The sequence below is a fragment of the Paenibacillus sp. LK1 genome (genome assembly GCF_002750415.1).
Classification (GTDB): domain Bacteria; phylum Bacillota; class Bacilli; order Paenibacillales; family Paenibacillaceae; genus Paenibacillus; species Paenibacillus taichungensis.
Genome location: NZ_PEII01000006.1, coordinates 68,251 through 93,269, shown reverse-complemented (window position 1 = coordinate 93,269; position 25,019 = coordinate 68,251). Strand labels below are relative to the sequence as shown.

Below are 25,019 nucleotides of genomic sequence, written 5' to 3'. Positions count from 1 at the left end.
CGGGCCAACCTGAAACTAACACAACAGTTACTGCTCAAGCTGCCTCTCCAGCACCGGAGCAATCGTTGATTTTTGAACTCAGCAGTCCGGGTCGGGTCGCTTATTCCTTGCCTGAATGCGACGTTCCCCGTCAAGCTGTGGATTCCCTGATTCCCCGGGAAATGCTTCGGTCGGAAGCAGCAGCATTGCCTGAGGTTTTTGAAGTTGACGTCATTCGCCATTACACTGCCCTGTCTCGTCGTAATTTCGGGGTAGATAACGGATTCTATCCGCTGGGCTCTTGTACGATGAAATATAATCCGAAGATTAATGAGGATGTGGCCCGTTACAACGGATTCGCCAAAATTCATCCCTATCAGCATGAATCCAGCATTCAAGGTGCACTTGAGCTGCTCTACACGTTGCAAAATGATCTTGCCGGACTAACCGGTATGGATGCCGTTACGCTGCAACCGGCCGCTGGTGCACATGGCGAATGGACCGGGCTCATGATGATTCGTGCCTACCACGAAGGTCGTGGTGAACAGCGCACAAAAGTTATCGTACCGGACTCTTCTCACGGGACCAACCCGGCAAGTGCAACCGTAGCAGGTTTCGAAACGGTAACGATCCCTTCCCGCGCAGACGGGCTGGTGGATCTGGACGCACTTCGCGCAGCTGTTGGCTCGGACACCGCAGCGCTCATGCTGACCAACCCGAACACACTCGGACTCTTTGAAAAAGACATTCAGGAAATTGCCTCCATTGTGCACCAGGCAGGTGGCCTACTGTACTACGATGGAGCCAACTCCAATGCCATTATGGGCATCACCCGACCTGGCGATATGGGCTTCGACGTGGTGCATCTGAACTTGCATAAAACGATGAGTACTCCGCACGGCGGAGGTGGACCTGGTGCCGGCCCGGTTGGTGTGAAGAGCCGCTTGATCCCGTTTCTGCCGAAACCGATGGTCATCAAAAATGATAAGGGCATATATGCTTTGGATCGCGAAGGAGATCAATCTATTGGCCGGGTCAAAGCGTACTATGGTAACTTCGGAATTCTGGTCCGCGCCTATGCCTACATTCGTACTTATGGACCTGAAGGCTTACGACGGGTATCCGAATGTGCGGTGCTCAACGCCAACTACATGATGGCTCGTCTCGCACCTTACTACGAGATTCCGTATCCAGGCGTTTGCAAACATGAATTCGTTATGTCTGGTCGGGGGTTGAAGCAGTATGGTGTACGTACACTGGATGTTGCCAAACGATTGCTTGATTTTGGGTATCACCCGCCAACTGTGTACTTCCCACTGAACGTTGAGGAGTGCATCATGATCGAACCAACGGAAACCGAGAGCAAAGAAACACTTGATGGGTTCATCGATACGATGATTCGCATTGCCAAGGAAGCAGAAGAGACACCTGAATTAGTACTCAATGCCCCTTATGGCACACCGGTTACCCGTCTGGATGAAACAACAGCTGCCCGTAAACCTGTATTGAACTGTGCTTGCAGTTAAAAGCTAACCTAATAAACTTGTATTTGATACCTGCAACGACATCCGAACTATGTTATGATCCCAGGACTGGCACGATACGATCATTACAATATTCTGTCGTTGATAATCAGTAATAAATGCCAAAAACAGCCGCATTTTGCTTTCTGCGCGGCTGTTTTTCTTATTGCTTATTAACCTGTCAGCTTTATTTTATCTTCCCGGTTTAGGGCTTCCAATTGGCCCGTTCCTTCTTACCCAATCGCGGACAGGTGTAACAATAGGAGCGGCCTTGTCGTAAATATTGCAGGCAACAGACATTTTTGATCGCAAGTCTCTTCGAAGGCTCCAGCGGATGATCAATCATCCGCACCCTTACGCGAAGCGGATTCTTGACCAGACCAAATACATCAGCTTCCAGACCATTTTGCACCACCTGTTCATCAGCGGCAAACTGACGCAAGAGAGCCTCCTCGTCTTGATACGTATTATGGATATTCTCCCTGTAGTTTTGCAGAGCCGTTGGCAACTGCCCCCACAACATGCTTACATGCAACCCGGAAGCTTGGGACAAACACTCCATAAGGGGACGTGCAGTCTGACTGTAAAAACGTCTTAATTCTGCTTCAAGCCAGACCGTTCTTTCCTCCGAATCCTTCGGAGCGAGAATGACATTCATTTTCTCAAGTTGAAAAGCAATTCGTGTATATCCGGTTTCCTTCATCAAATGTATACTCAGATTGGCTAGCGAGAAATTCGGAGCTGCATCATGGACGGATAAGGTATATTGCAGCGCAGCTGCCACATCACCGAACCAACTGGTGAAGTAGGCTGCGGCAACCGCTAGATCCTGTCCCTCGATTAACTGTTGATAGGCGGACAAAAAGCTTCTCATTGCCTCCGGATCAACAATAGATTCTCCACATAGCGATGTCACGGGTACATCATTCAGTTCCTGTACAAGATTAAAGTGCTTGCCCAGTTCCTCACAAATCCGGTCATTCATCATTCGCCGAACAAACGATTCAGGTCATCCAGCATGGAAGTAGCCGCACTGGGTCCATACCCGCCAAACCACGAATCTGAAGCCACCTGGAATACCTGATTATTTTTAACAGCCTTCATGTTTTTCCAAATCCCCAAGGTCTGCAGATTGTTATAGATTTCTTCATTATCATTAATAAGGATAATATAATCCGGATCGATTTCTGGCAGCTTTTCATTAGACAACACTTCATAGCGACTTTCAGCGCTTGTCACTGGGAAAACAGCCGGTCTGGAGAAACCGAAATCATCATAAAGCCACTTGTAGTCCATGTCTCCGTAATACCGAATATCATTTCTTATCCGCAATACCATCAGTGTCTTACCCTCTGCTTTGGCGTGAACCTTCTGGATCGCCTCAGCTTTATGCGTTTCATAGGTATTTATCACTTCTTCTGCCTTTTCGTTCAGACCAAAGGCCGCCGCGGTAGCTCGAAATGCCGTCTGCCAATCTGGTGCCACATATCCATTCTCAAGCATGGCCGTTGGAGCAATTTTGGCATAATTCTCGAATTGCTCTTTGCTGTTCGTATCTGTCACAATCAGATCTGGTCCAAGAGAGAGCATTTTCTCTGCACTGACCTTACCTTGATCACCGATGATAGCCACATCATTCAAGAATGGCTTCAAATATAACGGAAAATCTTCGTTCTGTGATTTCACCGTAGCTTTTGGTGTCATGCCAAGTGCAATCAGATGATCCGTCAAATATGTCACTGTAGAAGCAATGTTTTCTGGCTTTTGCGGTAATGTCTGCTCACCATTTGTATCCTTAAATGTAAATGTGGCATCTTGGGACTCATCCGATGCCGCTTGTTCCTGTTTCGTCGGTTCTGCCTCAGACGAACCTGACTTCTCTTTGTTGCCACAGGCCACAATTAATAATAACACCGCAAGCAAAACTGCCGTTAAAGTGAAATAGCGTTGATTTCGTTGTTTCATGTTCTACAAATCCCCTTAGTCATTCGTTATTCTTTTATTTTGTTTTCTGCGATTCTCTCATTTTTCATTACACGTGTGCTTGTAATCCAGCCCATTTCATTTCTTAGATTCATAAAAAACAAACTCCCATGCTGTGGAAGACGTATGAACGCCTTGCAGTTCGCCCTATCCAACGAAGCGGGAATGGACTCCCATCTTGCGGTTCTCCAATTATGATCATCCACGCACCAATAAAGATTGGCCTCCAGGACAGGAAGGCATGAATCATACCGAACGACAAACCAACCGTCCTCGTGCTTCTCCTCACATATTTCAATAAGCGCAGCTTTCACTTTAACCATGCTGTCCGCAAAAGCGAAGACCTCCTCGCATGCCCATGCCTCCTTATAAGAATGCCCGAGTCCCGGGTGAAGGCTTAGTCTGCTGTTATTGTTGTTAGGATGGCACTCCAGATGCTGTTCATAAGACTTATTAAATATGCTCAACGGAAAATGGGTATCATTACTACCGTTAAGCCATAACATCGGCAAGCGGCTTTCAGACAGATAAGTGGATGGATCCCACAATAGACGAATACGTTCTGCCTCTGCCTCCGGCATCGATGCAAAGCTAAGCCCATAATAGGAACCCGGTTCATGCAGATACCCACAGCCATAAACGGGCATGGCAAAAGAAAGCCTGGTGTCTAACCCCGCAACCAAACTTGTGATGATGCCTCCCCATGAAATTCCTGTTATACCTATGCACTGCTTGTCTACACCCTGAAAAGAGCGGAACAATGAATGAGCCAATATTACAGCGGCTACGGCATGATACATCCATTGATCTTCAACAGGCTGTTCGTAATCTGCAAATACACCCTGTTTCTCGGGACCACTCCATGAATGTGAAGGCCATTCCATCCGTTCGGTGTGCTCCTCATCCCCGAATGGAACATGCCCTTCCAGATCCACGGCTATCGCAGCATACCCCCGTGCCATCCATTCTTTCACCCAACTGCTAAAAGCTGTTCCCGCACCACCGTGAACCAGAATCACCGCGGGAACTACCTCGTTAGGAGAGACCGGACACGGAATGCCGTAGTAGGCAAATATGCGAGTAGCCCGACCTTTATATGACACACCCTCATAGAAGCAGGCATGTACGCCGGTATGTTGATCTTCTGAAACCGGGTATAATCGAGGTACTTCAAACAATTGCTCCAGATTCCAAGGCGGCTTTCCAGAAATGGAATATCACCTCTTCTTTACACTGATAATGATTTTCTTTCTCATTACGTATCATATCATTCATTGCTTCCGCTAAACATGGATATTTAAACGGAGTGAACTGGACTTTAGTCAGCCAAATAACCGCATAAAATAGGACAGCGCCCGATCATGCGACCATGCTGAATACTCAAACAATTTTTCTGTCCCCACCTCGTACACATGTCCATGCCGAACTGCTGTCAAACGATGCCACTGTTCGCTGGCCTGAAGCGCCTTCCATTCCCGGGCCGCCTGCTGTGTGGAATCTACCATGATAATCAGCATATCTGCGTCGTATTTTTCCAGAGCTTCTTTAGTCACCGCTTCAAAAACATTGATGTCATCGAGACGATGCGTAGCTGCCAATCTAAAATCATCATAAAGGACCGCGCCAGCATTGCGTTTGCCATATATCCGATATTCCGAATCCGTGATACGCCATATGTTGACGGTAGCTCCACCGATGTTACGTCTTACTTTGCGGTAGACAGCTTCTGCCTTGCCATCGTATTCAGACAGCCACGTCTCCGCCTCCGCCCGATGCTCCATGACTTCTGCAATCATTCGAAGCTGCTCGCGCCAGTCTGCGGATAACCAAGGGATGGCAACTGTCGGCGCAATCTGTTCCAGCTCTTTTCGCGCCCGCTCAGCCAGAATGTCAGTGCAGAAAATAAGCTCCGGCTCCGACGCACGCAATTGATCCACATTTTCTTGCCAGATCTGCCCTTCCCCCAGCTCATAAGAGTGTAGGCGGGTCATTCGGTTGTATAATTCATGATTTGGATAAAAGGCAGCAGCTTTCGGAAGCAGCCCAAGTGCCAGTAAACTGCCCGAGATTGGATCAGAGACACTTGCGATACTATATCTGCGGCTTTTGACAAACGCGTTAGGCGAAAGCCCCATCTTCTGTTTGAATCTGCGGCTAAAATAAAATTCATCTTCATAGCCCACTCGAACCGCTGTCTCTTTTACACCGTCGCCTGACAAAAGGAGCTCCTTGGCCCGTTTCATTCTGACCTCCACCAGATAGGCCGTTGGAGTCTTTCCTGTATATTGTTGAAATGCCCATGAAAAATACCCTGGACTCAGGCCTGCAAGCTTGGCCAATTCATCTCGTTTTAAATCATGATCCAGATGTTCATTCATATACTCGGCAACACGGGCAATCGCAGAAGCGGTAGACTCAACGATTTCCGGCTTGGCCTCCGCTTCAACAAGTAAAGTCATCAGACCGTATAATGCTGCCTGTCTATTGAAGTGTTCCTCGTCACCAGCGACGTCCAGTTGAAGCAATCGATCACAAGAGAGCGCGAGTTGTTGCGGGTCTTTGCACCAAAACAAACCCTCCATGAAAGCATGGGTAGCGATCATCTCCTGTTCTCCGCCATATTCGTATACTTCGAAACGGACCAAATAGCCTTTTAACGCCTGCTCATCTGCCGCCAGCTTGAACCTCTGTCCAGGAGCCAGCAAATAGACTTCCCCTTCGTTCAATCGGGATATGTGTTCGTTCGATACCAAAGTTCCTGAGCCACTTGTACAAAGAATAGCGAAGTGTTCCGCTGTCGCAGCATGAACCATTTCTCCATTCCAGGACACTTCAAACGAATCGATACTGCTATATTTAAGCATCTTGCCTGCCTTTTTTTCATTGACCTTCATGGTAACCCTACTTTCTCCCTCAGCATGATGTCCATTGATTGAATTTGTTCGAATACCTTAATGATAATGATTTTCAACCAAGATACAAACGGAAAAATGTAAAAGACGAATAATAACCTTTCGCTCTCTATCTTGCTGATTGAAAGACGCTCTTTGGATTATGCAAATGCTCAAAACAAAAAAAGCCGGTATCTGCTGTAACAACAGATACCGGCAAAATCGCTGCACGACTGCAGCTTTTTTTATCGGAAAAAGAAACCCTTAAAATCGGGTGGAAACCCCGTAAAATTACATTACGCTTGAATGCTTTGAACCAATTCAACGACTTGTTCAGCCGTTTGCATATCGAGTGCTTTGGCAGCAAGTTCTTGCATATCTGCACGGGACAGCTTGGTGATCTGACTGCGAGCTGGCAGAATAGATGTTGCGCTCATGCTGAACTCATCCAGTCCGAGACCGAGCAGCAATGGAATTGCTGTTTCGTCTCCGGCCATCTCACCACACATGCCAACCCATTTGCCTTCACGATGCGCTGCATCGATAACCATTTTAACCAAACGCAAAATGGCTGGGTTGTAAGGTTGGTAAAGATATGCCACTCGTTCGTTCATACGGTCAGCAGCCATCGTGTATTGAATCAGATCGTTCGTTCCGATACTGAAGAAATCCACTTCTTTGGCAAATTGATCCGCTAGAACTGCAGTCGAAGGAATTTCGACCATGATTCCGAGTTGAATGCTGTCAGAAACAGCAATACCTTCAGCAACCAGCTTCTCTTTCTCTTCGAGCAAGACAGCTTTCGCTTCACGGAATTCACCAAGTGTTGCGATCATTGGGAACATGACACGCAGGTTACCATGTACGCTTGCACGCAACAATGCACGCAATTGAGTACGGAAAATGTCCAGACGGTCCAGACACAGACGAACTGCGCGGAAACCGAGGAATGGATTCATTTCTTTTGGCAGATCCAGGTATGGAAGCTCTTTGTCTCCACCGATGTCGAGTGTACGAACAACGACAGGTTTACCTTCCATTTTTTCCAGTACCGCTTTGTAAGCATTATACTGAATGTCTTCGGAAGGAAGCTTGTCTCTGCCCATGTAAAGGAACTCGGTACGGTACAGGCCTACAGCCTCACCGCCGTTTTCCAGAACACCCGTTACATCATTCGGTGTACCAATGTTGGCTGCCAGTTCCACATGAACGTTGTCCACCGTTACCGTTGGCTCATCACGCAGTTTTCTCCACTCGGCACGTTGTGCATCGTATTGCTCCTGTTTGGAACGATACTCAGCAATAACATCATCCGTTGGATTAACCAGCACATGACCGTCCAAGCCGTCAACGATAATCATGTCGCCTTGTTTCGCTTGAGCCAGAATGTCCTTGGTTCCAACGACAGCCGGAATTTCAAGCGAACGAGCCATGATCGCAGAGTGAGAAGTACGTCCACCAATATTGGTTGCGAAACCTTTAACATATTGACGGTTCAGTTGAGCCGTGTCGGATGGCGTAAGATCCTCCGCAAGCACGATCACTTCTTCACTGATCTCAGCCGGACTCATGAATTCGATACCAAGCAAGTGATTTAGCACACGTTTGGTTACATCACGCATATCCGCAGCACGTTCCTGCAGGTAAGCACTCTTCATGTTTTCGAACATTTCGATAAATTGCGTTGCTGTTTCGTTCAATGCGAATTCCGCATTAATCTTATCATCTGCAATTTTCGCTTTAACCGGATCAATCAGTTCCGGGTCATTTAGAATGAGCAAATGCGAAGCAAAAATCTCAGCTTTTTTCTCGCCAAGCTCTTGTAAAGTACGCTCTTTGATCGCCTCAAGCTCAGCCTGGGACTTGCCCAGAGCTGAGTCGAGTTTCGCGATCTCTGCGTCAACGTCGTTGATTTCGCGTTTTTCTACAGAGTAGTTGGGATGCTCCAAGATAAACGCCTTGGCGATAGCAATACCCGCCGAAGCCGCGATCCCAGAAACATTAAGCATTAATTTCGCCCAGCCCTTCGTTAACCATAACGTCTGTCAGAGCTTGAAGAGCTTCAGCTTCTCCTTCGCCTTCCACGATAATGCTAATGGTGTCGCCTTGTTCCAGACCCAGGGAAAGCACACCCAGGATGGATTTCAACGTTACTTTTTTACCGTTAGCTTCTGCAAAGGATTCTGCACCTTTGAATTTGTTTGCTGTATTAACCAGGGCTGTCGCCGGACGTGCGTGGATACCATCTTCGTCTGTAATTCTGAATGTTTGTTGCATTACAATCATCTCACTTTCAATAATTTAGTTTAGGCATTGCATATATTTACACTTGCTTGCCATCGTCGTAACACTTCTTATTTTATCTCAATAATCGGCTGATCGCCAATTTTCAGTAACCCACTTTTCGTAAGCGTCACTGTCGAGCCTTCTGGCAGGTTGGTGAAAATGACCGGAGAGATGATTGACGGAGCGTTAGCTTTCACATACTCCAAATCCACTTCCATAATCGGCTGTCCTGCCGATACCAGGTCGCCTTCCTGCACGAGCACGTTAAAGCCCTGACCTTTCAGCTTCACCGTGTTGACACCTATATGAACAAGTACTTCCTTGCCTCCGTCAGACATAATGCCCACGGCATGTTTGCTTGGAAATACGTTAAACACCTTACCATATACAGGAGAAGTAATCTTGCCATCATGAGGTAGAACAGCAAAACCATCGCCTGTCATTTTCTCAGCAAAGACCGGATCAGGAACGTTTGTGATATCCATCAATTCGCCGTTAACTGGCATAACGATGTCTTCCGCAATAATACGTTCGCCTTCTTCACCTTGCGCCTTTTCCTGTTCAGGAGCTGGCTTAGCCACAGCTGCTGGAGCTGGTGCCGGTGTCCGTCCTGCAATGATATCCTGCATTTGAGATTTAATCGTATCTGAACGTGTACCGAAGATGGCTTGTACATTATTACCCACTTCAAGTACGCCAGATGCACCCAATTGTTTCAAACGATCTTTATTTACACTGGATTTCTCATTTACTTCAATTCGCAAACGAGTAATGCAGGCATCCAGATGTTTGATATTTTCTTGTCCGCCGAAGGCAGCAAGAATATTGTGAGGCAGATCATCCGTTGAACCTGAGCCTGCACCACCCGAAGCTGTTTCAGGGGTTGCCTCTTCACGACCTGGTGTTTTGAGGTTGAATTTGCGAATGATCAATCGGAACCCGAAATAGTAGATCACTGCAAGAATCAAACCTACGATGATAACATCCCACCAAGGCGTACGGTTCGGGATAATCCCGAAGATCAGGAAGTCAATGAATCCACCGGAGAATGTCATCCCGATTTTGACTCCAAGAATTTGCATCGTCATGAAAGACAAACCAGCAAAGATACAGTGTACTGCAAACAGGATTGGCGCTACAAACAGGAATGAAAACTCAAGCGGTTCTGTAATCCCTGTGAGGAACGAAGTCAGCGCAGCTGAACCCATGATCCCTGCAACATACTTTTTGTGCTCCGGTCTTGCTTCATGGTACATCGCAAGCGCCGCAGCTGGCAAACCGAACATCATGAACGGGAATTTACCAACTTGGAACGTTCCCGCTGTGAGATTCACACCATCTCGCAGTTGATTGAAGAAGATTTGCTGGTCTCCACGAATGACATCTCCAGCTTTGTTCACATATTCACCGAACTCAAACCAGAATGGTGAATAGAAAATGTGATGCAGACCGAACGGAATAAGTGACCGTTCTACTACTCCGAAAATGAACGCCGATAATGTCGGACTTGTATCTACCATGAAGTGAGATACAGCATTGAGACCATTTTGAATCGGAGGCCAGATGATCACCAGAAGCAGCCCGATTAAGAGGGAAACGACTGAAGTGATAATTGGGACAAATCGTTTACCTGCAAAGAAACCGAGGTAAGACGGCAGTTCGATTTTGAAAAATCGATTGTAACATAGCGCGGCGGTAATACCAATGATAATACCTCCGAACACACCTGTACTTAATGTAGGGATACCCAAGATGCTGGCATAGCCCGGTACTTCGCCGATCATGGCTGGCGTAACACCAACAGCCGTACCCAGAGTCACGTTCATGACCAAGTAACCGATGATGGCCGCAAGACCTGCGACACCTTCGCCTCCGGCCAGCCCGACGGCTACACCGACAGCGAACAGCAATGCCAGATTATCAAATACGATCTGACCCGCATTCATCATAATCGTCGCGATTGAGCTTACCCATGGGGTATCTAGCGCTGTTGCATACTGCAGAAAATCCGGATTCACAAGCATGTTACCGATCCCTAGCAATAAACCTGCCGCTGGCAAGATTGCTACAGGTAACATAAGAGCTTTACCTACTCTTTGCAATACACCAAAAAGCTTTTTAAACATTGCGTCGTATCCACCCTTTCTTTTAAATTTTTATGTTGTGATGCAAGCAAGGGAAAACAAAAAAGGCACGAGTTAACAAAGCAAATTGGTCCAACCTTCGGGTATAGCATACCCGGTATAAGGTAAGAACAATCACGCTCTGGATAACTCATGCCTGATCGAATCAGTAACACGTCGTTTGTGTTTATTCAGTTGCTTGATTACGGAGACCATTGTAGCACCACTTCAAAAACGATGCAAGCCTTTACACGAAATTTCTCAAATTAGAGTTCCACTAGTGGAAATATTTCACTTACTCTCTTCTTCTTTCCTTTGATTCAAGCGCTGCAAATGAATGGTTAGATACCCTACTTCAGCAGGGTATACAGGAAGATTCAACCTTTTTTCCATCACCTTAGTTAGCTTCCATGCAAGCGAGTACATTTCAGGATATTCCAACTTCAACAAGGAATCCAATTTATGGATTTCTTCCACTTTGTCTCCCCGACGAACACGCTCCAAGGCAAATCGAAGATGAGTCAGTAACCGGGAATAATCCAGTGACTCGGTCTCAAAAGAATAATCCAGTTGGGTGGACACCAGGCTCACCAAATCGGTTATCAATTGCGAATGCTCGCGAACTTGGGAAATATTTTGGTTGGTCATGGCACTGTAGATGTGAAGAGCAATAAAACCGATTTCATCCATTCCCAGATCTACACCCAGTTTTTCTTTAATCAAACGAACCGCATATTCACCCATGCGATATTCGTCAGGATAAATTTCACGGGTCTCATATAGAAACGGATTCTGGATAACAATCCCTTGTTCTTTCCGTTTTAATGCAAAAGAAATATGGTCGGTCAACGCGATATGAATATGTTCGTTTAAAGGAACGTCCGTACGTTCTGCAATATACGTAATGACTTCGTTAATAATTTCGATCAATGCTTCATCCACTTGTGGTAAAAGCTGCTTATACTGCTCCTGCTCCTGTTGGTTTCTCAAAATGAACATCTTCTCCACAGCCATCAGTGGAATAATATCATTTGTTTTCCGATTGAAGCCGATGCCTTTACCAATCACGACAACTTCTCCATGTTCAGGATGCTGTGCAATAATTACATTATTATTTAGCGCTTTGGCTACTTGCAGGCTACTCAATATTTGCACCTCTTTTTCACACCATCTTAGGTGTGATTCAGTCACACCCTAGTAAGAAAGAAAAGACATCCGGAAGCGGGCAAACCGCGCCGGACGTCTCGCTTAAAAAGTAACAAAAATTCGCCTTAAGGTCAATAGAGCATGACTGCTTTATAATTCGTTGTCTTACTCGTCAACTCCAGCTTTTTCCACAATCTTATCGATTATAGAGGGAGTCGTTACAGGTTCACTCTGTTGGATAGCAACCGGTGCTGTTGTTCTAGGCTTGGTGAGACCTTTAATTAACTGCTCCACATCAATGCCGGAGACACTTTTGAGCATCTCGGGAGCTGTCGCCATGAGCTCAGTTACATAATTACTTACACGAGTGGCGCCTTCACCCTTCCCTGTGTCCACAACGGTCAGCTTATCAATCGCGGAGATCGGCTCTGCAATTTTACCAGCAAGTTCAGGCAGCATTTTGACAATGATATCGAGCACGGCAGCTTCGCCGAACTTTTGGAACGCCTCGGCCAGTTTTTCTTTCGCTTCTGCTTCAGCCAGACCCCGGAGACGAATGACCTCTGCATCCGCTGTACCTTTGGCGCGTTCAGCATCCGCCATCGCTTGACCTTCAAGACGCTTCTGCTCAGCAGTAGCTTTTGCATGCGTTTCAATGGAGTACTGTACTGCATCGGCTTCACGCATTCTTTTGGCTTTATCCGCTTCGGCAGCCTGCTCCACCGCATAACGATCCGCTTCCGCCTTTTTCTTCACTTCAGCATCATATTGTTTCTCACGTACGATAATTTCTTTCTCTTGCAGATCAATCTCACGTTCTTTACGAACGAGTTCAACTTTCATTTCTTCCTCCACCACGGTTTGTCTCGCACGTGCTTCGTGAATATGGTACGCTTGATCCGCTTCCGCTTTAGCAGTATCCTGATCCCGCTTAAACGTCGCTACTTTCAGTTCCTTCTCTTTTGCAGCTTCAGCGATATTCGTATCACGCAGCAACTCTGCTTTTTGCCCTTGCTCTTCCGCATTGGCCTTCTGAATACGCGCATCCCGCATCGCTTCCGCTTCCGCAATTTCAGCATCCCGCTTGACGGCTGCTATTCTCGGTTTACCGAGGGCATCCAGATAACCTTGTTTGTCACGAACATCTTTGATAGTAAAAGAGACAATTTGCAGTCCCATTTTTTTCAAATCTCTGGCAGCTACACCTTGAACCTCTTGTGCGAAGCGATCGCGGTTACGGTATACTTCTTCCACCGTCATCGTTCCGAGGATGGCCCGCAAATGCCCTTCCAGAACTTCCTGTGCTTCGCCTCTTAACGATTCTACCGGCTTACCGATGAATTGCTCGGCTGCAGTAGCCACATCTTCTACAGAGCTTCCAACCTTGATAATGGCGACACCATCGGCAATGACCGGTACGCCTTGTTCTGTGTATACTTCAGGTGTGGAAACGTCCAGCTTGTGGGACAACAGCGAGATAAACTCTGACTGCTGGAACACTGGCAAGATAAATGCGCCGCCTCCACGAACAATTTTAATTTTTCGTCCGGAGTCATCGTCAGAAATATTTTTGCTTCCAAGGAATGAACCCGTAACGATCATGGCTTCATCCGGCCCAACCGTTTTGTATCTCGCCCAGAACGCCAAACCAAGAATCAGAATAACACCGACAACAATTGCAGGAATCAACAAAACATCCATATCCAAATTCAAATCACCCATTCCACATCTCTCCCCTTATTCATATATGACTGCTTACACTGCTAACGGTTAAACTTCCTTAAACATCTTTAAGTACATCTTCATCCCATTCCGATACACGCAGCACACCTTCGGTCACATCCACAACTACAACACGCGCTCCCGCCGCAATGGGACGATGTTCAAAGCTGGATGCCGTGTGCACCGTATTACCGGCAGCAATCTTAATCATGACTTCACCAAAACCTTTTTCCGGTACCGGAATGGTGATTTCTCCAATTTTCCCGGATAGCTCTTTCATGGAAAACGCAATGGAAACGTCACTGTTACGCATCGGCTTGATATATGCAAAGAATACCAGCATGGCTGCAGCAATACCTATAAGCAGGGATAGTATCAGTGCCGAAATTGCACTTATCGAGCTATAACGTGTCAGCATAATACCGGCTCCGCCAAAGGTGGTTATAGAACCAGCCAGCACAACAGGTTTGAAAAAATCAAGGCCTGGCAATTCAAAGGCCCCGTCCAGCAAGCCATCAATCAAGTCACCTAGCACAAGGCTGACGACTGCAAATATGGCTCCTCCGATTAGACACCCCCAATAGATTGACTCCACTCCCTGTTCCTCCTCTCTTCTGCCGCAATTCCATCCAACTGGGCATTCCTCATGTAAATAAATACGTAGCAAGGTGCCGTTATGTTTCAAAATCTTTCCTCATTTGTATCCTAGACCCGATAATGGTTATTCTCACAGTAATATGGTCCAGTTCCTGGAACATTCTCCAATTCGCTCTTATTCACAACAAAAAACCGCAAATCCCCGTTAAGGAGACGTGCGGTTTCAGATCATATTATTGTGTTTTTATGTTTTATATTTACAGAGAAGCCTTGTAGATGGATACAACATCTTCACGTTGCAATTTTTTGAAGTTACCAAATGGGCCGAAGAGCATGGCTTTGTCAGCCATCACTTCGATTTGGCTGTCATCGATATCATAATCAGCCAGACGGTTAGGCGCACCAATGGATGTCCAGAATTTGCTCAACGCATCAATGCCTTCTTCAGCAATCTGTTTGTCCGATTTACCTTCAGGATTAACTTCGAACACATTGATCGCCAGACGTTTGAAACGATCCACATTTACGTCCACATTATGCTTCATCCAATGCGGGAACAGAATCGCGAGCCCTCCGCCATGAGGAATATCATACACTGCGGATACCGCGTGTTCAATATTGTGAGTAGCCCAGTCACCAGCGAGACCCATGTTCAGTACGCCGTTCAATGCCATCGTTCCGCAGTACAGAATCGTTTCACGCAGTTCATAGTTCTCCAGGTCTTCAACCAGACGAGGCGCTGCATCCATAACTGTGCGCAGAATCGTCTCACAGAACCCGAGCTGAACCGGTGTGTTGGCATCCAGATGGAAGTAATGCTCCAGTACGTGGGACATCATATCAACCATGCCATAAACCGTTTGGTCCAGAGGAACGGTATATGTATTTACCGGATCAAGGATCGAGAACGCAGGGAACGAATACGCACTGCCCCAGCCCAACTTCTCCTGTGTATCCTGATTCGTAATAACCGAACCGGAGTTCATTTCCGAACCAGTTGCAGCCATTGTCAGCACGGTACCGAGCGGAAGAGCATCTTGTGCAACGGCTTTGCGCTGAGCAAAGTCCCACATGTCGCCGTCATACTTGGCACCTACGGCAATTGCTTTTGCACAATCCAGTACACTGCCGCCGCCTACAGCGAGGATCAGGTCGATGTTGTTCGTTTTGCAGAGGTCTACACCTTTGTGCACCGTCGAAAGACGTGGGTTCGGTTCTACACCAGCCAGCTCCGTAACTTCAGCTCCTACTTCCTTCAACAAACCGATCACCTGATCGTACAAACCGCTGCGTTTGATACTGCCGCCACCATATACAAGCAGAACCCGTTTGCCGTATTTCGGTACTTCAGTTTTCAGTGCTTCCAGCTGACCTTTACCGAAAATCAATCGGGTTGGATTATAAAATTGAAAAGATCTCATATCTATGTCGCCTCCAATGGAGATTCATATTTTAGTGCAACTCCCATTATAGTACCCCGATTATAGAAAAACAAATCCATAGTCACTCACTTTATAACAACCCGTTAATCTGCAAGTGGGCTCGAAACATCTCGCTCGTTGAAGGCAAATCTTCAGCATCCACCCATGTTTCTGAGGCCCATAATCCAGCCTGTTTGAATGCCCGCGGACAATGGATAAAGCACTCTTCCACATCCACAATGACAGCCGCACCAATCGTTTTACCGGTCCAGCCCATACTCGCAATAAATTCTTCATCCTTGGTAATGGACGCTGTACCATTAATGCGCAGCACTTCATTCAGACCCGGAATCAAAAAGAGCATACCAATACTAGGGTTAGACAAAATGTTCAACAAGGAGTCTATCCGCCGATTGCCTGGGCGTTCGGGATAGATGAGCCGGTATGTATCATAAACTTTTACGAATCCCGCTCCATCGCCCCGGGGTGACACATCACTTTTCCCATCACGATCGGACGTGGAGAGGAAAAATAATGGTGATATGGATAGAAAGTTCTGAACATGTGAATCCACAAATGAGATTGCCTTGTTACGCACATGTTCATGCGGTTCACCCACCATGCCTTGCAGTTCCTCAGCATCTGTGATCAACGGAATATCCAATGCCTGCTTTTCCATATTATTAACCCCATTTCCTCAATTCATTGTGGTACTCTAGGACTTCCCTCTATTATAACTGGCCCGGAAGTTCATTCCAATGCACACAAATGTCAAGAACGACAAGAACACCCGCTCATGATTGGGCGGGTGTTCTGGTTAGTTGTTGACTACTATTCGGTAAACCCCATACTGCTTACAAAACGACGGAAGGCTTGGCGCCCTGCCTCATTATATTTGTACACACCTGCATGCTCCAGAATCTCCGCGAATTTCAAGCCCACTTCCTGTTGCACAAGCGCTACGGCTTGCTCCTTGTTCAGGTTGGGACCGAAACGTTCGATCAGTTCTTCTGCCCAACCCAGATGTTTGTTTAACACATGTTCGGAATCTTTGGCTTCCTCGGCAAGCTTGCGATCTCCAGCGAGAATATCCGCGATGCTGTCCAGCTCTTCTTTCAAACGACCTGGCAGGATTGCAAGCCCCATCACTTCGATGAGTCCAATGTTCTCCTTTTTCAGATGATGCATTTCACGGTGCGGGTGGAAAATCCCTTCGGGATGTTCATCATTCGTACGATTGTTTCGCAGAACAAGGTCCATCTCGTATCCTCCGTCCGCACTGCGACGTACGATTGGGGTAACCGTATTATGTGGAACCTGCTCTCCGTCCACCTCACTAAATGCCTGGATCTCGACCGTAGAATCACTGTACACCTTCCACGCTTCATAAACAGCGTTCCCCGCTTCGAGCAACTCAGCCGGATCCTGTGATGCCAGTCGCAATACGGACATTGGCCATTTCACAAGACTAAGCGTAAGTCCCGGTGAACCAGCGTGGCGGAATACCGCCTCTGGCTTCGCATTTTGAATGGCAAAGGTATGACGCCCACCCTGGAAGTGGTCATGAGTCAGGATGGAGCCGCCAACGATGGGCAGATCGGCATTGGAACCAATAAAGTAATGCGGATACTCCCCCACGAAAGCCAGCAGCCTGCGCAGCGTATCTTTGGTTAATTTCATCGGCACATGATCGTGATGGAAAATAATGCAGTGCTCGTTGTAGTACACGTATGGCGAGTATTGGAAGAACCAAGGTTCGCTGTTCAATTCCAATGGAATGACACGCAGGTTTTGACGGGCCGGGTGGTTGACCCGACCGGCATAGCCCACATTTTCACGACAGAGTTGGCATTTCGGATATACCGGAGGCGGAAGCAGCTTGGCCATCGCAATTTCCTTCGGACTTTTCTCCGGCTTGGAGAGGTTGATCGTAATCTCCATGTCTCCATAAGCTGTATCCTGTGTCCAATACACATTCTTGGAGATGCGGTCCATCCGAATGTAATTGGAATGAATCGAAAGCTCATAAAATTGGGAGGTAGCCGCCTCGATGCCTTCAGTCTGCTCTGTATGACGGAATGCGCGTACCACCTCGGATGGACGGGCCATCAATTGACCCATAATTTTCGCATCGAGCAAATCGCGGTACGTATCCGTATTTTCAGGTATAAGTCCAATCTCAAATCCATAATCAATCAGCGTATCCAGCAATGTTTGGGGTCCATCTAGCACCATCTCGTTTAATACTCCAGCATACGGCTCGGAGAACCCAAACTGTTCCAGTAGTAGATTACGGCTGTAATCCCGATCCGCTTCTTCAATCAATTTGTTCTGCAAGGCAAATGCTACCAGACGTTCAATAGCATGCAGTGCTTCCTGCTGCTCCGGTGTCCGCTCTGTGGCGCCTGCTGCAATATGAGTCTGTGACATATCGATGTTCGCCTCCTAGTTTTTTCCGTAGCCGTCAGGGTGGGACTGATGCCAGCTCCATGCACTTTGAATGACATCTTCAAGATTCGTCCATTTCGGATTCCAGCCCAGTACGGATCTTGCTTTGGCAGACGAAGCCACCAGTACAGCTGGATCACCCGCACGACGTGGTTCCTGTACAACCGGAATATCCAGTCCGGTTACTTTCTTGGCCGTCTCAATAACCTGTTTAACAGAGAAACCTTGACCGTTGCCCAGGTTGAACACGTTGCTGTTCTCTCCTTTACGGAGATAGTCTACGGCCCGCAGATGCGCATCCGCCAGATCACTTACGTGGATGTAATCACGTACACAGGTTCCGTCTTCGGTCGCATAGTCATCACCGAACACGGCGATGTGTGGACGTTGTTTCAATGCCGTTTGCAGTACGAGTGGAATAAGGTGGCTCTCCGGCTGGTGATCTTCACCGATTTTGCCGCTATCATGGGCTCCGGCAGCATTGAAGTAACGAAGGGAGACGTATTTGATTTCCTGTACTTTATCGAACCAGGACATCATGCGCTCCATCATCAACTTGGTTTCACCATAAACATTCGTAGGCTCTGTGCGGTCGCTCTCTTCAATTGGCACTTTCTCCGGCTCGCCATAAGTAGCAGCCGTGGAGGAGAAGACGATGCGACGTACATTCGCTGCATTCATCGCTTCCAGCAGGCACAATGTGCCAAACACGTTGTTGTCATAGTATTTCACAGGATCTTTCATACTCTCGCCAACCAGTGAGTTCGCTGCAAAGTGGATGACTGCATCAATGGAGTTCTCAGCGAACAGCTTCGCCAGAAGTTCCTTGTCACGCAGATCACCTTTATACAATTTTCCGCCCAACAGAGCTTCACGATGCCCTGTCTGCAAGTTATCCAGTACAACTACCTCTTCGCCACGCTCCAACAAAGCCGCTACCGTATGAGAACCAATATATCCTGCTCCACCTGTCACCAAAATTGCCATCTTACTTCGCCTCCTTCAATTCTTTAACGCCGTCGCCTACTCCGCATACATAGAAATCGCCTTTGAGACTGGTACGTGCTTCATATGCCGCTCCAACTTCGCTTACAAAACGCTCTACATCGTCCTCATGCACAAGGGAAACTGTGCAGCCTCCGAATCCTGCTCCGGTCATGCGTGCACCCAGAGTGCCTGGAATTCGTTGAGCTTCTTCAACCATCACGTCCAGCTCTTCGCAACTCACTTCATATAGATAACGAAGCGATTCATGAGAAGCATTCATCAGCTTGCCGAAGGTTTCCAGATCGTTATCACGCAGTGCATCCACCGATGCAAGTACACGTGCATTCTCTTCCACGACGTGCTGGGCACGCTGTCTTACCTTCTCATCCTTGATATGATCCTGCAGTGTAACGAATTGTTCAGGTGTAAGTTGCGCCAGATAGTTCAGTGCAGGCAATTGTTCTTTTAAAATGGCAAGTGCCTGCTCACATTGGGAGCGACGTTCGTTATAAGCCGAGTCTACCAACCCCCGACGTTTGTTCGTGTTACCAATGACCAGCTTGTAGGCGCCGGTACGGAATGGCACTTTTTCATATTCAAGGGTGTCACACATCAGCAGGATCGCATGATCCTCTGCTCCATTAGCTACAGCGAACTGATCCATGATGCCACAGTTGACGCCAACGAATTCGTTCTCTGCCTTTTGGGACAGCAGCGCCAGTTGAACCGTATCAATATCCTTAACACCTTCAAGTGACTGGATGGCATACCCAGTAAGTACCTCCAGCGATGCGGAAGAGGAAAGTCCTGCGCCGTTCGGAATTTCTCCATGATAGAGGAAGTCATACCCTTTGGTTACTTTTACGCCTTTGCCTTGCAGTTCAACCATGACGCCTACCGGGTAATCCGTCCATTCACCTGTTTTCTCTTTGCCAATGGAGGACGTATCCAGCGTTCCTTCATAGGACATATTCGTGGAAGCCAACTGCAACTTGTTGTCCTCACGCTCACGGATAATCAAAGTGGTACCGAATTCAAGCGCTGCCGGAAGCACGTACCCCCCGTTATAGTCAATGTGCTCACCGATCAGATTCACCCGCCCAGGGGCATGGAATACACGGATGTCCGCTCCACTCTCTCCGTACTTGTCAATAAACTTTTGTTTCAATTCATTTATGTTCATTGCTGCTGCACCCCATCTCAATGTTGTTGGTTTTCTTAATGTTATTATACAAGAAGGCGGTTCCTCTTGAAATGCAACCATGTGTGTTCCATATGGATAAATGTGACCTTTCGACGTATAATGAATGGAACATCCAGGAAGGAAAGGAATGTCATCATGACTGAACAACGTAAGGAAGCTTCAAAAACGGGTGCAACGGGGGATCCGATAAAACAAATTCCGGAAACCTCTGGCAAAAGTGGAGCACTCAGCTACTCGGTTGCCTCCAATCCTGTTTATTATGAAAAGGGGGCATTGCATGTCCTTTTTGCAGGCGCAAGCCAGACCCTTCCCGGTCACGCCCTTGGCCCGAAGCTATACGATTATTATCTATTGCACTATGTAGAAAAAGGAGCCGGTACGTTCCGTACTGAACTACATACCTACGATCTATCCGCAGGAGACTGTTTTCTCATTCAACCGGGACAGCTTGTAAGCTATCAATCCCATGCACGACATCCCTGGCAATACCGCTGGATGGCCTTTACCGGCAGCCAGGCTGCCAAGCATATAGAGGAAGCAGGTTTCCGTCCTGAGAAATCCGTCTTTCATGCCGGTCCTTCCTGTGGTATTTCCGACTGGTTATCCGTGATGCAGACGGCTTTTGCCGAGCGGAAAGAAAGCTCTCATTTTACATCATTGGGTACGTTATATATGATTCTAGCCGAGGCACAAAATCACCTTTCTCAGGGTCAAACCTTAATACCAGGAGAATCCTCGATACGACGAACTGTAAAACAGATGATTCAATACATGTCTACCCAATATGCCTACCCTGTCTCGATTGAGCAAATGTCAGCCAGTCTTGGCTATAATCGTGCATACCTGTCCCGCATTTTCAAACAGGAAACCGGACTATCACCAGTTACCTACCTGCTTAAACTGAGAATCGATAAATCGCGTCAGCTGCTGCGGGAACGCCCGGATCTGTCCATCGAACAGGTATCCGCCTCCGTGGGCTTGCCAGATGCGCTGTATTTCTCCAAACAGTTCAAACGATTCCACGGGGAAGCCCCTAGTCTGTACCGGGAAAACATCCTTAACAGGTCCTTGCATCAAGCGACACGCCAAGTACCACCGAACCAGCGGTAACCCTGTAATCAAAAGTAGGATCTCCTATCCCATAGGTCTGCATAATAAGGAACAAAAAAGGTGCATCCCGCCATTATGGCTAAGATGCACCTTTTGAACTTTATTTATGATCCGGTTCCGGACGGAGAATCGATTCAATGCGCTCCAATTCCTCTGAGGAGAATTCCAACTGGCTGAGAGCAGCCACATTCTCTTCAATCTGCGAAGGACGACTTGCACCAATCAGTGCAGAAGTTACCTTGCCATCACGCAATACCCAGGCCAGAGCAAATTGGGCCAGACTCTGACCACGCGATGCTGCAATCTGGTTCAGAGCACGCACTTTGCGCAATGTCTCTGGCGAGATGTTGTTTTCATTCAAGAATACAGACGGGCCCTTGGCACGCGAATCTTCTGGAATGCCATTCAGATATTTATTGGTAAGCACGCCTTGTGCCAATGGACAAAAAGCGATGCTGCCTGTTCCATACTCATCAAGTACATCCTGTAGGCCATCCTCAATCCAGCGATCCAGCATGGAATATTTGGGTTGATGAATCAACAGAGGAGTACCCAGGCCTTTGAGAATCTCGGCCGCCTGCTTCGTCTGTTCTGCAGGATAGTTGGAGATGCCGACATACAATGCTTTGCCGGAACGAACAATATGGTCCAGCGCCATCATCGTTTCTTCCAGAGGTGTTTCGGGGTCATAACGATGAGAATAAAAGATGTCTACGTAATCGAGACCCATGCGCTTCAAGCTCTGATTGAGACTGGAAACCAGGTTTTTACGAGAACCCCACTCACCGTAAGGTCCAGGCCACATATAGTACCCGGCTTTGGTCGAGATGACGAGTTCATCTCGATATGGCTTCAGATCCTGTGCCAATACCTGACCGAATAACTGCTCTGCTGAACCTGCCGGCGGACCATAATTGTTGGCAAGATCAAAATGCGTAATGCCCAGATCAAACGAACGGGTGATCATATTACGGCCGTTCTCCGCATTATTAATGCCACCAAAATTATGCCATAACCCAAGTGAAATCGCTGGCAGTTTCAAACCTGAACGTCCAACGCGGTTGTATTTCATTGTTTCGTAGCGTGCATCGCTGGCTACGTAGACCATCATGAATCCCTTCTTTCCCCAGGTTCCGCCTCTAGTACCCGGTCCGTATGCCGGAGAATGCGGTTATTCGGACATTGTTGACTTACGTTTAACCAAGAAGCTGGTCCACCTTATTCATTACCTCACCAATAGGGTCTGTAATCAGCAAATCAGCCTGCCTGTCGTAAGCCGTAGGTGTAGCATTAAGCAAGACCGTGTGTTTCCCTTGAAAATACGTAATCAATTGAGCGGCAGGATAGACCGTTAATGAAGTTCCACCTACCAGCAGCAAATCCGCCGAGGACAGTACATCAACCGAACGATATAATATCGTCTGGTCCAGTTCTTCTTCATACAGCACAACATCCGGCTTGATCACGCCACCACACGCAGTGCAACGAGGAACCGTATCTTTTGCCGTAATAATGTCATCCAACCCGTAAAACCTCTTGCAATCCATACAGGCGTTTCGATGGATCGAACCATGAAGCTCCAGGACATTGCTGCTGCCAGCCTTCTGGTGCAACCCGTCGATATTTTGTGTGATAACCGCCTGAAGTTTTCCTTCCTGCTCCAATCTGGCGAGCAGTCGATGACAGCCATTGGGCATCGCATCGGGATGTAGCATTTTACCCCGATAAAAATCATAAAAAATATCAGCATGCTGGTCAAAAAAATGTCGGCTCAGCAGCTCTTCCGGTGGATAGGGTGAATGCTGCTCTGTCTGGTATAAACCAGCGGCAGAGCGGAAGTCGGGAATCCCGCTTTCCGTTGAAGTTCCGGCCCCTCCGAAAAAAACAATATTTGAACTTTCCTTAATCCAGGCAGCCAGTTGTTCTGTTGCGTTCATCCTCTCTCCTCCTTTACGAGATCACCCCTGTGAGGAACGTTCAGAGATGATTTTTAACTCATCATAATTTTGGATAATGACATCGGCGTCATATAAATAGTGGCTTCCCTCGACTTCTGGACAGAAGCCAATCCTACAGGACATTCCTGCGTTACGTCCCATCTGCATATCTCCATTGCTGTCACCGATCACAACAGCCTCTTCAGGAAGAATATGTAATTCCCGGCAAGCGAGAACCGCTGCCTCTCCATCCGGTTTGCCCCGAGTCACCCGGTCACTGCCAACAATCGATGTAAAATATGACCGGATGCCCATCCACTCTAGATGTTCCTCGGCAGCAGCTGTGCTGTCCGAAGTGACCACTGCCATCGGAATCGATGCTTCCTGGCAGCTCTGCAAAAATGCATTTAATCCTGGCAGCGATTCAGCCATTTTTCTCTGCCGTACCTCATCCATGGCGACACTGGAAAAATGGCGAATCGTAGTGATTGCTTCGTTCCACGGCATGCCTGCGGCATACAACTGCCCAGCAAGCAAACCGTTGCTCTCGTCCACCGTGGCAATAGCTAAAGGCCCTTGAAGATCATATCCGATCAGCTGACCTTCGCGATTGCGGACCGTACCGAGAACTTGCTCACGCTCTACCGTGAACGAGGCACCAAGCTCTGACAGTTGTAATTCCAACTGATTCAGCAAAGACTCCGCCCACGGTCCCCATAGCTGTAAGAAATCCAGCAGCGTTCCATCCTTATCAAAAAGAATGCCTCGGCAGGTAACTTGCTTACCATGGATTTGCAGCATGGACATACGTATCACCTCCAGTTTCCGTCTGCTATGGATTAGTCCCTTTCACCGTTGAACTTGCAGCCTACTTGACTGTATCCAGCCAACCTACAGTCGTTTTAACCGTTTGGGACAGCTGCTCCTCTTCACTTACCCCAGCTTCACCGTCACCGCTCTGGTGGCCATAGTCACCAAACTGCGAATGGTTACCACCTTCGATAGTGTAATACACCGTATCTTCTGGCAAATATGCCCGACCATTCTGATACTTTGTGGCATTCACCACTTCATCATTAGTACCCAGTATGGATAACGCGGGTATCCCCAGTGACTTCACACTGCCTTTTTCATCCGGATAAGATGCGAGGAAAAAGATGCCCTGAAGTGCATCTGGATGGGAAGCCGCATAACGTGCCGCCATCGATCCACCAAGAGAATGCCCTCCCATAACAAATTGTTCATCCGGATAGGCTGTAATAATATCATCTGCGAGATTCTGCTTGAGTACCGCCAGATTAACCGGCATTTTCGCAATAATAGTATGATGTCCTGCTGCCGCAAGCTCATGGGCAAGAGGTGCATAACTTTCCGGTTTAACCAGTCCACCTGGATAAAAAATAACACTCACCCCAACAGATTTGTCCGGCACAAAATCAATCCAGTTGTCTTTTTCAGTTACAGTCACCTGATTTGCAGTTTCCATGGCTGTCTGAGCCATCTCTTGTGGTCCATAAGGCGTAAACAGCTTCCAGGCCACAAACCCACACCCAATGACAATGAGCGCCAGAAGAACGAGCAGGAATTTCCCGATGCCCCTCTTCTTGCGCCCTGTATTATATCGGTTTCTCAACATTCATCACCTTTCTGCACTTCCGCAGG

Annotated in this window: 21 protein-coding genes; 2 read left to right on the top strand and 19 right to left on the bottom strand. The window is 47.5% G+C overall.

Annotation, left to right across the window (positions count from 1 at the left end; all coding sequences use genetic code 11):
* Nucleotides 1-65 precede the first annotated feature (65 nt).
* Nucleotides 66-1,505, top strand: coding sequence for an aminomethyl-transferring glycine dehydrogenase subunit GcvPB (gcvPB, locus tag CS562_RS15090; RefSeq protein WP_099857209.1), 1,440 nt, complete (start codon nt 66-68; stop codon nt 1,503-1,505).
* Between the two features lie 202 nt (nt 1,506-1,707).
* On the opposite strand, the gene CS562_RS15085 is transcribed toward gcvPB, so the two are convergent.
* The 15 genes from CS562_RS15085 to CS562_RS15015 form a co-directional block, all read right to left on the bottom strand.
* Nucleotides 1,708-2,487: a (2Fe-2S)-binding protein gene (locus CS562_RS15085; protein ID WP_099856822.1), complete on the bottom strand. Its 780-nt coding sequence runs from the start codon at nt 2,485-2,487 to the stop codon at nt 1,708-1,710.
* Nucleotides 2,487-3,467, bottom strand: coding sequence for an ABC transporter substrate-binding protein (locus tag CS562_RS15080; protein ID WP_099856820.1), 981 nt, complete (start codon nt 3,465-3,467; stop codon nt 2,487-2,489). Before CS562_RS15080 ends, CS562_RS15085 begins: the two co-directional genes overlap by 1 nt.
* A 26-nt stretch (nt 3,468-3,493) precedes the next feature.
* Nucleotides 3,494-4,663, bottom strand: a complete 1,170-nt coding sequence (locus tag CS562_RS15075) for an alpha/beta hydrolase family protein (protein ID WP_180287144.1) — start codon at nt 4,661-4,663, stop codon at nt 3,494-3,496.
* Nucleotides 4,664-4,807: 144 nt separating this feature from the next.
* Entirely contained in the window at nt 4,808-6,379 is a 1,572-nt protein-coding gene (locus CS562_RS15070; protein ID WP_099856817.1) for an AraC family transcriptional regulator, read from the bottom strand.
* A gap of 293 nt (nt 6,380-6,672) precedes the next feature.
* A complete protein-coding gene (gene ptsP, locus CS562_RS15065) occupies nt 6,673-8,385 on the bottom strand; it encodes a phosphoenolpyruvate--protein phosphotransferase (RefSeq protein ID WP_076287787.1) in 1,713 nt (570 codons plus the stop codon).
* A complete protein-coding gene (locus CS562_RS15060; RefSeq protein WP_036617010.1) occupies nt 8,378-8,653 on the bottom strand; it encodes an HPr family phosphocarrier protein in 276 nt (91 codons plus the stop codon). Before CS562_RS15060 ends, ptsP begins: the two co-directional genes overlap by 8 nt.
* Before the next feature lie 77 nt (nt 8,654-8,730).
* Complete coding sequence (gene ptsG, locus CS562_RS15055) at nt 8,731-10,788, bottom strand: glucose-specific PTS transporter subunit IIBC (protein ID WP_099856815.1); 2,058 nt, start codon at nt 10,786-10,788, stop codon at nt 8,731-8,733.
* Nucleotides 10,789-11,076: 288 nt separating this feature from the next.
* The gene (gene glcT / locus CS562_RS15050) at nt 11,077-11,931 is read right to left on the bottom strand and encodes a glucose PTS transporter transcription antiterminator GlcT (protein WP_063566872.1); all 855 of its coding nucleotides are present in this window, start codon (nt 11,929-11,931) and stop codon (nt 11,077-11,079) included.
* A 165-nt stretch (nt 11,932-12,096) separates the two neighbouring features.
* Nucleotides 12,097-13,653, bottom strand: coding sequence for a flotillin lipid rafts scaffold protein FloT (locus CS562_RS15045; RefSeq protein WP_076287785.1), 1,557 nt, complete (start codon nt 13,651-13,653; stop codon nt 12,097-12,099).
* A 58-nt stretch (nt 13,654-13,711) separates the two neighbouring features.
* Nucleotides 13,712-14,248, bottom strand: coding sequence for an NfeD family membrane protein (locus CS562_RS15040; protein WP_063566870.1), 537 nt, complete (start codon nt 14,246-14,248; stop codon nt 13,712-13,714).
* Between the two features lie 259 nt (nt 14,249-14,507).
* Complete coding sequence (locus CS562_RS15035) at nt 14,508-15,671, bottom strand: iron-containing alcohol dehydrogenase (protein ID WP_076287784.1); 1,164 nt, start codon at nt 15,669-15,671, stop codon at nt 14,508-14,510.
* Between the two features lie 91 nt (nt 15,672-15,762).
* Entirely contained in the window at nt 15,763-16,350 is a 588-nt protein-coding gene (locus CS562_RS15030; RefSeq protein WP_099856813.1) for an MSMEG_1061 family FMN-dependent PPOX-type flavoprotein, read from the bottom strand.
* Nucleotides 16,351-16,502: 152 nt separating this feature from the next.
* Nucleotides 16,503-18,101, bottom strand: coding sequence for a UDP-glucose--hexose-1-phosphate uridylyltransferase (locus CS562_RS15025; protein ID WP_099856811.1), 1,599 nt, complete (start codon nt 18,099-18,101; stop codon nt 16,503-16,505).
* Nucleotides 18,102-18,116: 15 nt separating this feature from the next.
* Nucleotides 18,117-19,106 (bottom strand): UDP-glucose 4-epimerase GalE, encoded by a 990-nt coding sequence (gene galE / locus CS562_RS15020; RefSeq protein ID WP_099856809.1) that lies wholly within the window; start codon nt 19,104-19,106, stop codon nt 18,117-18,119.
* Nucleotide 19,107: 1 nt separating this feature from the next.
* The gene (locus CS562_RS15015; RefSeq protein WP_099856808.1) at nt 19,108-20,289 is read right to left on the bottom strand and encodes a galactokinase; all 1,182 of its coding nucleotides are present in this window, start codon (nt 20,287-20,289) and stop codon (nt 19,108-19,110) included.
* Nucleotides 20,290-20,445: 156 nt separating this feature from the next.
* Between CS562_RS15015 and CS562_RS15010 the strand changes: the two genes are divergently transcribed.
* A complete protein-coding gene (locus tag CS562_RS15010) occupies nt 20,446-21,420 on the top strand; it encodes an AraC family transcriptional regulator (RefSeq protein WP_246318224.1) in 975 nt (324 codons plus the stop codon).
* Between the two features lie 100 nt (nt 21,421-21,520).
* On the opposite strand, the gene mgrA is transcribed toward CS562_RS15010, so the two are convergent.
* The 4 genes from mgrA to CS562_RS14990 form a co-directional block, all read right to left on the bottom strand.
* Nucleotides 21,521-22,528, bottom strand: a complete 1,008-nt coding sequence (mgrA, locus tag CS562_RS15005; protein ID WP_063566864.1) for an L-glyceraldehyde 3-phosphate reductase — start codon at nt 22,526-22,528, stop codon at nt 21,521-21,523.
* An 88-nt stretch (nt 22,529-22,616) separates the two neighbouring features.
* Nucleotides 22,617-23,357, bottom strand: coding sequence for an NAD-dependent protein deacylase (locus CS562_RS15000; protein WP_076287779.1), 741 nt, complete (start codon nt 23,355-23,357; stop codon nt 22,617-22,619).
* 21 nt (nt 23,358-23,378) lie between these two features.
* On the bottom strand, nt 23,379-24,164 hold the full coding sequence (locus tag CS562_RS14995; RefSeq protein ID WP_099856807.1) for an HAD family hydrolase: 786 nt from the start codon (nt 24,162-24,164) through the stop codon (nt 23,379-23,381).
* Between the two features lie 61 nt (nt 24,165-24,225).
* Nucleotides 24,226-24,993 (bottom strand): alpha/beta fold hydrolase, encoded by a 768-nt coding sequence (locus CS562_RS14990; protein ID WP_099856805.1) that lies wholly within the window; start codon nt 24,991-24,993, stop codon nt 24,226-24,228.
* Nucleotides 24,994-25,019 lie beyond the last annotated feature (26 nt).